The 10,127-nt window shown below is 41.7% G+C and carries 3 protein-coding genes; all 3 read right to left on the minus strand.

Translation table 11 applies throughout. From position 1 onward, the window contains the following. Window positions 1–78 precede the first annotated feature (78 nt). On the minus strand, window positions 79–3,009 hold the full coding sequence (locus E4T92_RS05235; RefSeq protein WP_135093701.1) for an Ig-like domain-containing protein: 2,931 nt from the start codon (window positions 3,007–3,009) through the stop codon (window positions 79–81). A 598-nt stretch (window positions 3,010–3,607) separates the two neighbouring features. Further along, window positions 3,608–8,992, minus strand: a complete 5,385-nt coding sequence (locus E4T92_RS05240; RefSeq protein WP_135093702.1) for a hypothetical protein — start codon at window positions 8,990–8,992, stop codon at window positions 3,608–3,610. A 22-nt stretch (window positions 8,993–9,014) separates the two neighbouring features. Next, window positions 9,015–9,887, minus strand: coding sequence for an OmpA family protein (locus E4T92_RS05245; protein ID WP_077542963.1), 873 nt, complete (start codon window positions 9,885–9,887; stop codon window positions 9,015–9,017). Window positions 9,888–10,127 lie beyond the last annotated feature (240 nt).

The raw sequence follows: 10,127 nt of genomic DNA on the forward strand, positions 1-10,127 counted from the left end.
AACAAGCCTTATCTATAATGTTTAATCCCCTACCTCATACAAGATAGGGGATTTTTTTATATTAAAAAGTAGTATTCACTACACAACTTGAATATTGGCTTGAACATAAACAAGAGTATCGTCTTGGTGGTTAAATTCATAACCATCATATTGAACCCCGTCTTTTACCGTAGAGCCAACTTTATACCAACTACCTTTATTCCCTTCTTTAAGGTTAGCAGCGTTAGGACTTACATTGCCAAAGTCAACTTTGTCATCACGATCGCCTTTAACAAACACTGTCGTACGATCAGCACTCGCAGCATCTGAATTAATACGTAATGTATTACTGCCAGAACCTGAAATATCAATAGTTTCCACTTCAACAAAGTTTTTCAACTCAAGTATTGCACCTTTACCTGTAATTTTTACAGTATCATGACCTAAACCACCGTTGATTCTACCAACACCTTGTACGTAAGTTACATGATCATCACCCGCACTAAGCTCCATCTTATTACCGTTAAAATGACCGCCAATTTCAATGACATCCTTACCTTTACCACCATAAATTTGAGCACCCAGATCAACATTTTCCGCAATACGTAAATGATTAACATCCGATGTATTATCATTACCCAAGCTACGGTCTGTGCCATCATGGTGAGTATTCAAAACAGCTTTACCACTACCTAAATCAATAATTGTACTATCAACTAAACTACCACCGATATTGATGACATTATCACCTACGGTACTTACAGCATCAATTTCTCCAACTTCCCCTGTAGTAATAACCAAAGGTTTATTTTTCCCTTTACTACTTAAACCAACAAGATCAATTGCATGAGATGAACCATCAATTCTGCTGTGGAAATAGCCAGCTGTCGCTTTTGGTGCATTAAACTTCACCGAATTGCCTTCTTCAACAATCTTATCAATGTCCTTAACTAACTGACTACCCGGAACAGTGACAGTATCAATTAGTTTGTTATAAACAAATTTTCCAATTTCATCTGTAGTAAGTTCTGAAGGGTTATTTTTCCTTTTACTACTTAAACCAACAAGATCAATCGCCCGAGATGTTCCATCAATTCTGCTGTGGAAATAACCAGCTGTCGCCTTTGGTGCATTAAATTTCACAGCATTCGAAATTTCTGCAGTATTACCCACGGCATCTGTTGTAGTCAACACCGCAGACACAATCTTATCAGCGTCTTTGAATAACAGGCTACCTGGAACAGTTGCACTAAATTTCCCCTCAGCATCTACCTGACGAGTGTAATAAGTTTTCTCATCTAAGAAAATACGAATTTGATCGCCCGGATTAAATTCACCTGTTACTTTACCCGAAATAGTATAGTGACCGTATCTATTCACCGTACCAATCGGATTAATATGCACCTGAGCATCAACCATCGTATCAACGGCATACTGTTTTTCTGCTCGGATTGTCCCTGTGTTACCTGCTGAATCCGTTGTTGTTAAAACTGCATAAACGGTTTTATCTGCATCATTTAATAACTGCTGTGCAGACACATCTGCGGAGAAACGACCCTGCTCATCCACATAGCGTGTATAGAATGTGTTTTCATCAATGAAAATACGTACCTGGTCACCTGTGTTAAACTCACCGCTCACTCGACCTGAAATCGTCACCGCACCTTTTGCTTCTGCGCTATTGATCAAATTATCTGCAGTGATATTGTCTAAAATTACCTGTGTACTGTCTGCATTTGGTGCTGTGGTATCCACTTCATACTGTTTTTCAGCACGAATTATCCCCGTGTTACCCGCCGAATCAGTTGTTGTTAAAACCGCATAAACAGTTTTATCTGCATCATTCACTAACTGTTGTGCAGGCACATCTGCGGAGAAACGCCCCTGTTCATCTACATAACGTGTATAGAATGTATTTTCATCAATGAAAATACGTACTTGGTCACCTGTGTTAAACTCACCACTCACTCGACCTGAAATCGTCACCGTCCCCTGTGCCTCTTGAGCATTAATCACGTTATCTGCTGTGATATTATCTAAGGTTACCTGTGTACTGTCTGCATTTGGCGCTGTAGTATCCACTGCATAAACTTTCTCACCTTCAAACGTAAAAGCCTTACCATTTTTATGCGTAGTTAGTACCGCTTTGATTGTTTTATCTTCATCATTAACGAAATAACGAGCAGATAGCTCTGCCGAGAAATTACCCTCTGCATCAACACTCCGTGTTGCATAGGTATTCGCATCAAGGAAAATACGAACTTGATCGCCTTCCTTGAAATCCCCTTTCACTTTACCACTAATGGTAATATTACCTCTCGCTTCTTGAGCATTAATAATATTATCCGCAGTAATGTTATTTAATTCTACGCTTGCTTCCGGCTCTCTAACATCCAAGAGATAAACATGATCTTTTACCTCTGAACTATTACCGTGTCTATCCACAATATAGGCAGATACCAATAATTCATTATTTTCACCACCTTCCGGTGCATCGACCTTCAATTCAACCTGACCTTTATCAAGTACCTCTTTCGGTAACCGTATTGCCTTACTTTCTCCCTGATTCGTTTGAACAACTAATTCATCTGTTGTTGAAAGCCCTTTAGGTAATGTCACCGTCACAGTCACTTTACCTTCCGCATCAATTTCATCAGAAGTTAAGAGAGCATCACCATTACCAATTACAATCGCACTTGGTTGCTTTGCTTTATCTGCACGGGCAATCGTATCAATATAAATACCCTCTTTGTTATAACCGGTTGGAGCTTTAATATCATAAGTGATTGAAATTTTCTCTCCAGGAATCGGCGCTGGCACACCAAATACTAGTTTGGAACCCAACTCTTCTCTTGTCACTCTATGACTAATAGGAGTACCTTCATTATCTAAATTACGAGCTCCCGTTCCACCATAATACGGATGAATAATTAATAGAGAACCTGGAGTAATGTCATTCTTTCCAAACGTTAAAGTCACTCGAGCAATTTGTGTTGGATCAACCACATCACTTGAATAAATGATCGTCATTAAACAATTCCTTAAAAAATAAATTAAAATAATGTACTAAATTTAAACAGGTACACGACAAACCAAAACTCTACATTTCTCCCCACACTTTTCCTTTCAACAAGCGGTAAAAAAACTTTGAATTTCCAGAGAACCTATTATTTCTATCATTTAGTACGAACACTATCGTTTTAATCCGTCATAACTTCCACGAATCAAAATGACATAAAATAAACACAATGATAATCAGGGCTTATCCATCTAATATCTTTGCAATATTTATTTCTCAATAAATCAACTCTCACCCTATCAAAAAGACAGGGAATGAATTATATACAACGCAAGATATCGCCCCACTTTCATCGTAATTTATCATTTTATTACAGGTATAAAACCTGCACAGATTGGTCAGTGCTACCTAATTTGCGTTAGAATTTAAAGAAAAATTCACAACTCAACAAGTTTATTTACAAATTTTTACAAACTCAAGGCACTTTATTCGGTATGTGAGTATGCTTTCACCTGTAAAAAACTCTATTAAAATTAACCGCACTTTAAAAATCCTCCCGAATTCTCATTAAGGAGGATTTTGACCATTTTATAATGCTACCCAGTAAAACTAGATAACATCAATACCTTGCTGAATGTAGATCGTTGCAGAACTATCACTAAGCGACCAAGTATCGTAACCTACTCCGTCCTTATCGATAACAGCCCCTTTCGACCACGTTTTTGCCCCGATTTCAAGTGAATCTTTCAGATTAGAACCTACTACATTTTGATAACCGATATTTACCTTATCATCGGCATCACCTTTGATGTAAATCGACCCTATTGCGGATTTATTCACATTGTCAGCATTCACATTCGTTAGAGTATTTGCACCACTACCGCTAATATCAATGGTTTCAACATTCATAATATTGCTAAAGTTAATGGTTCTGCCTGTACCAGTGATAATCAAGGTATCATCACCTTCACCACCATTAAAGGTACTAGCAAAGTTACCAGATACTGTTACTTTATCAGCTCCTATTCCGCCAAGTATTTCACCTGGTAATATTGCCTCAGTAATCACCCCTTCTGCCTCAACCTTATCGCCCAAAGTATAGAAATTACCATTTCCACCTACTTTTCCTTGAGCCACACCGAAGTCAAATACAGATTTCTCAACCGTGGCCTTCACAACCTCAATACCTTCTGTCACACTGTCTTCTTTCGGCGTTAATGTGAAACTTGCTGAAACTTCACCTTTTGCTATCGTCACAACAACAGTAGAACCTTCATGATCAACACCTGCACCATCTGCTTTCTTGATGCCGTTTGGATACCACTGAGAGGTTGTACCATCTACAGTATATTCATCTGCCGTAATACCATCTCCTGAAAGCTTAATCGCAACTTTATAATCTTTCTGTGCCGGCTTATTTAAATTAACGGTATAAGTGAGTTTACTATCCTCAACACCTTCATAAGCTGTGACAAAGTTTTTACCATTAATCTCAGTTTCAGTATTTGCACTGACACCTAATTCAAGTACTGCCGGGTCACCCGCAAGCTCTGTATCAGCATCACCTGCTGAACTACGGAATCTATAGGAATATTGAACATCTTTGCCTTCGTTGCCAAGTTTATCCGTCAAAGTTGCCATCACATCAATAGTCTGTCCCTGTATAGTCGGAGCTGGAACAAACACTTCCACTTTTCCTAACTCAATATCAGAACTATCTAATACTTTACTCACTACTTCAGGTACATAAGTATGTGGAGACGTTAATTCACCAATAGAAATTGAATCCTCATTAAATTCAAGATCTCGTGTCCCCCCCGCTTCTACCTTATAGGTTAAGGTATCACCTACTTTAGCATCAGAAGGCAATGTAAAGATTACACGAACGTCCCCATCTTTATTCACTTCTCCTGAATAGAGCGTTTCCTCAAAATCTGTAATAGAAGAAGCCGGAGTACTCATGCTTTTCTTATCCTCAGAAACAATGATTTGGAAATAAGGACCATTTGGCTCACTATCCGGATGCTCTTCAAAATAATCCGGCCCACCTATCGTCACTTCAATATTAGCTGATGTATCACGAGTCGCTTTCGCTTCCCCCGTAGAACTAACAAGATTCGCATCATATCCCGCAGTAATCGTTGCTGACACGACAAGCTCTTTACCATCTGCAGGAGCAAACACAGATTGTGTAACAGTTTTTCCAACATCACCTTCCTGAACGGTATAACTAATCGGATCTGATTCTGTATTCGCTGTTAGTGTCAAAATATCTCCTACTTTCGCATCTTCAGGAATAGATACAAAAACACTCACTTTTTCTACCGCACTTCCAGACAAAATCTCACCTTTAATAATGTATTCCACATCATCACCATAAGGTTTATTCACATCTGTACCAATAATTACTGTTGGTACAGAACGTACAAAATCTACCATCGACTCATCCTGACCTTCCAGTGAGCTGTTTCCTGCCGGATCGGTAACGATGGCTTTCACTACCGTCGTTTCACCTTCCGCTGCCGGGGTAACCTTCACGGTAATACCGTTATTTAAGTCCTCTTGGGTTAATGGACGCTCTAAGATGATATTGTCATCTTGGTCTGTGATTTTTACCTTGTCTCCTACGCTGTAGCCTGCGTTGTTCGGGAAGGTCACTTTCACATCCACTTTACCTTCGGCATCAACATCCGCTTTCTGGATTTTATCGTCACCGCCATCTTGAATCGCCACTATCGGTTTGCCTGCATCATCTGCTTGACCATCGCCGTTTGTATCTCCCGGAACCACTAAATCCGTGACAGACTCATCCTGACCTTCCAGTGAGCTGTTTCCTGCCGGATCGGTAACGATGGCTTTCACTACCGTCGTTTCACCTTCCGCTGCCGGGGTAACCTTCACGGTAATACCGTTATTTAAGTCCTCTTGGGTTAATGGACGCTCTAAGATGATATTGTCATCTTGGTCTGTGATTTTTACCTTGTCTCCTACGCTGTAGCCTGCGTTGTTCGGGAAGGTCACTTTCACATCCACTTTACCTTCGGCATCAACATCCGCTTTCTGGATTTTATCGTCACCGCCGTCTTGAATCGCCACTATCGGTTTGCCTGCATCATCTGCTTGACCGTCGCCGTCTTTATCTCCCGGCACTTGAGTGTCAACCTTCACGACTTCATTACCTTCATTCGATTCATTACCTGCCGGATCGACCACTTTGGCCACAACCCTAATCTCCGTCGTATCCCGCATCACCGGAACACCTTCCTCGTGATACCCTTTCGTCACCATCGCTTCCGTCACCGCTACCTGTTTCTCTGTACCGTTCACGCTCAATACCAACGTATCTCCTGCCTCTGTACCATCCGGGATAGTAATAAAGACCGGGGTTTGACCATCTTCACCAACTTCTTGGGCATTCAATGTACCGTCATTGTTTTTATCTTCACCAAAAACAATATTCGGTGCACCATCCGTATTAGCCGGCACTTTGTCGTTATTGCCATCACCATCTTTATCAATCGGTAACTCAACTTCTCTCCGGCTATCGTCTTTGTCACCAACTTGACCATCACCGTCTGTATCACCTGGAACCTTCGTATCACGTATAGCTTCGTCTACCAATGACGGTCCCTCATTACCCGCTCTATCTACGATTTTCACCGCAACTTTCAGTGATTTACCCTCTTCCGGAGCCGGAACATCAATCGTCACATTACCTGCCGTTATATCATCCGGTGTCAGAACTTTCTCTACCGCTTCTCCTCCTTCCGGGCTCACCACGACTTTATCACCCGCTTTCACATCATCCGGCAATTCAACCTTCACCTGCACCTTTTTGTTACCCTTCTCATCATCAATTAGCTCTGATGGGGTAATAAACTCATCTCCATTACCAATTTCTACGCGCTTAGGTGCACTCGGTGCTGTGCTGTCAAGACTTATCGGCTCTTCCGTTTCTTTCGATACATTACCCGCCGGGTCTTCAATTCTGCCCACAACTTTATAATCACCGTCTTTCACTTTGCCATCTTCTGTCGGGAAAGCCGATTTCGGAATCGTGACCTCTATCGGCTGGCCTGCCGTCCAGTCTCCCGGAATAACTTTTTCTACTTTCACCGGATTGCCGTCTGTGTCTAATACCGGATGACCCTCTTTATCTTTCAATTCCACTATGACTTTATCACCCGGGTTCACATTCGATGACGGTGGCGTTACCTCTACCTGAATGCCGTCCTCAAGCTCTTTCGCATTAATGCCATCTTTCGCTTCCGGAATAGTTATCGTCGGACCTTCATCCGATTGACCGTCGCCGTCTTTATCTCCCGGCACTTGAGTGTCAACCTTCACGACTTCATTACCTTCATTCGATTCATTACCTGCCGGATCGACCACTTTGGCCACAACCCTAATCTCCGTCGTATCCCGCATCACCGGAACACCTTCCTCGTGATACCCTTTCGTCACCATCGCTTCCGTCACCGCTACCTGTTTCTCTGTACCGTTCACGCTCAATACCAACGTATCTCCTGCCTCTGTACCATCCGGGATAGTAATAAAGACCGGGGTTTGACCATCTTCACCAACTTCTTGGGCATTCAATGTACCGTCATTGTTTTTATCTTCACCAAAAACAATATTCGGTGCACCATCCGTATTAGCCGGCACTTTGTCGTTATTGCCATCACCATCTTTATCAATCGGTAACTCAACTTCTCTCCGGCTATCGTCTTTGTCACCAACTTGACCATCACCGTCTGTATCACCTGGAACCTTCGTATCACGTATAGCTTCGTCTACCAATGACGGTCCCTCATTACCCGCTCTATCTACGATTTTCACCGCAACTTTCAGTGATTTACCCTCTTCCGGAGCCGGAACATCAATCGTCACTTTACCTGCCGTTATATCATCCGGTGTCAGAACTTTCTCTACCGCTTCTCCTCCTTCCGGGCTCACCACGACTTTATCACCCGCTTTCACATCATCCGGCAATTCAACCTTCACCTGCACCTTTTTGTTACCCTTCTCATCATCAATTAGCTCTGATGGGGTAATAAACTCATCTCCATTACCAATTTCTACGCGCTTAGGTGCACTCGGTGCTGTGCTGTCAAGACTTATCGGCTCTTCCGTTTCTTTCGATACATTACCCGCCGGGTCTTCAATTCTGCCCACAACTTTATAATCACCGTCTTTCACTTTGCCATCTTCTGTCGGGAAAGCCGATTTCGGAATCGTGACCTCTATCGGCTGGCCTGCCGTCCAGTCTCCCGGAATAACTTTTTCTACTTTCACCGGATTGCCGTCTGTGTCTAATACCGGATGACCCTCTTTATCTTTCAATTCCACTATGACTTTATCACCCGGGTTCACATTCGATGACGGTGGCGTTACCTCTACCTGAATGCCGTCCTCAAGCTCTTTCGCATTAATGCCATCTTTCGCTTCCGGAATAGTTATCGTCGGACCTTTAGAAGACTCTGGCTTAGGCTGAGGAGCCGTATTTTTACTTCCACTACTTCCACCAGCAGCAATTGCAATACCCGCAGCTAATGGTACTAATGCTAATAACCACCATGGGTTAAATACCCAGAAAGCACTAGAAAGCTCTTCTCCCCCTAGTGCTTGCGGTGCAGCACTTCCTTCGGTCAACATACTCACTGCATCTGCTTTTACACCAGATTCAGGAACATAGGCATAAATGCCACCACTTTCGTGTTGACCAACGATCAAATTGGTCACTTTTTCTGAGTTCTCATCACCGTAGTAACCCTTAATCACCACATCCGAATACATATCTCCATCTTCTAGAAAGATTTTTAAATCTTTCCCTTCACGCTTAGCAATAATATTTTGTGGGCTAAATCCTGTTTGATCGTCAATCAATTGGTAGTTAGATTTATCTCTTGCCTCAAGAACTAATGCATCCCCTTTCTTAATTTTATGAGAGGCAATCACTTTTTTTGCACTTAATACTTTTAATGTAGTCGACATATTAATTCCTTAGATACTAAACTTATTTCGTTCCGTAAACCGTCACTTCAACACGACGGTTCGGTAAATTACATTGTTTTTCTGCAGCCCCGGATAATCCACCACAGTTCGTCACAACAGGTTCTTTCTTACCATAGCCAATTGCTTTCACAGGTACGGAAATACCCACTTGTTGTAACTGCTGTTTCACACTATTAGCTCGTTTCTCTGACAAGGAGAGGTTATAACTATCCGAGCCCAGGTTATCTGAATGCCCTCCCACAACAATGTGAGAAACGTTTAAGGTTTTTACGTGAGTCATAAATTGTTCTAATTTTTCACGACCATCCGGAAGAATATCTTTATAGCTATATTTATCAAAAGCGAATAATGCACTGCTATCTACTGCAATCGCTGCGATCACAACAGGCGGTTGACAGTTAGCTGCATTAGGCACCCTTGATAAGGTTTGATTCTCTTTCGGTAAATTTGCAATTTCTTGTTCAGCAATTGAACGCTCTACACGTTGTAAGTAAAGTTGCCCATTAGCCTCTTGCGATACCTTAACATATGCGACTTCACCTATAGGCAACGTATAGCTCACCCCCTGTGTGCGATTACCAAATTTTTGATTTATGCTGAAAGATGTACTGAATAAATGTTTATCCGCGCATACCGGCACTGCACTGTAAGCATTTGGTAACAATGATGCTTGGTAGTTTCCATCTATATAAATATTGGTCGCAGGCCCCTGTAGATCTCCCTGGCGATAAAACACCGCTAAGGATTGGTTCTCACCCAGTTGGGCAGAAATTTTACTTTCGTTGAAGTTATTCCATACTTCTAATGGCTGACCATCACGTGAACAACCAGTCAAAGCATAAATAATGCCTAAACTAAGTAATGTTTTATTCATAAAAAAACCTCTTAAATAATTAAGTTATCAATAATAAAACAACCCAGCATGTTCAATTAAAAGCATACTGAGAAGATTTAAGAAAAGTGTAGAAATCAGGAAAGGAAAAACCTAGTTGACAGTTGACAGTTGACAGTTGACAGTTGACAGTTGACAGTTGACAGTTGACAGTTGACAGTTGACAGTTGACAGTTGACAGTTGACAGTTGACAGTTGACAGTTGACAGTTGACAGTTGACA

This window comes from Pasteurella sp. WM03 (genome assembly GCF_004570945.1).
In the GTDB taxonomy this organism is placed as follows: Bacteria; Pseudomonadota; Gammaproteobacteria; order Enterobacterales; family Pasteurellaceae; genus Rodentibacter.

Excerpts from the sequence above, each read along its gene's own strand:
- E4T92_RS05235 (WP_135093701.1), bottom strand. The coding sequence starts at position 3,009 with ATGACGATCATTTATTCAAGTGATGTGGTTGATCCAACACAAATTGCT.
- E4T92_RS05240 (WP_135093702.1), bottom strand. The coding sequence starts at position 8,992 with ATGTCGACTACATTAAAAGTATTAAGTGCAAAAAAAGTGATTGCCTCT.
- E4T92_RS05245 (WP_077542963.1), bottom strand. The coding sequence starts at position 9,887 with ATGAATAAAACATTACTTAGTTTAGGCATTATTTATGCTTTGACTGGT.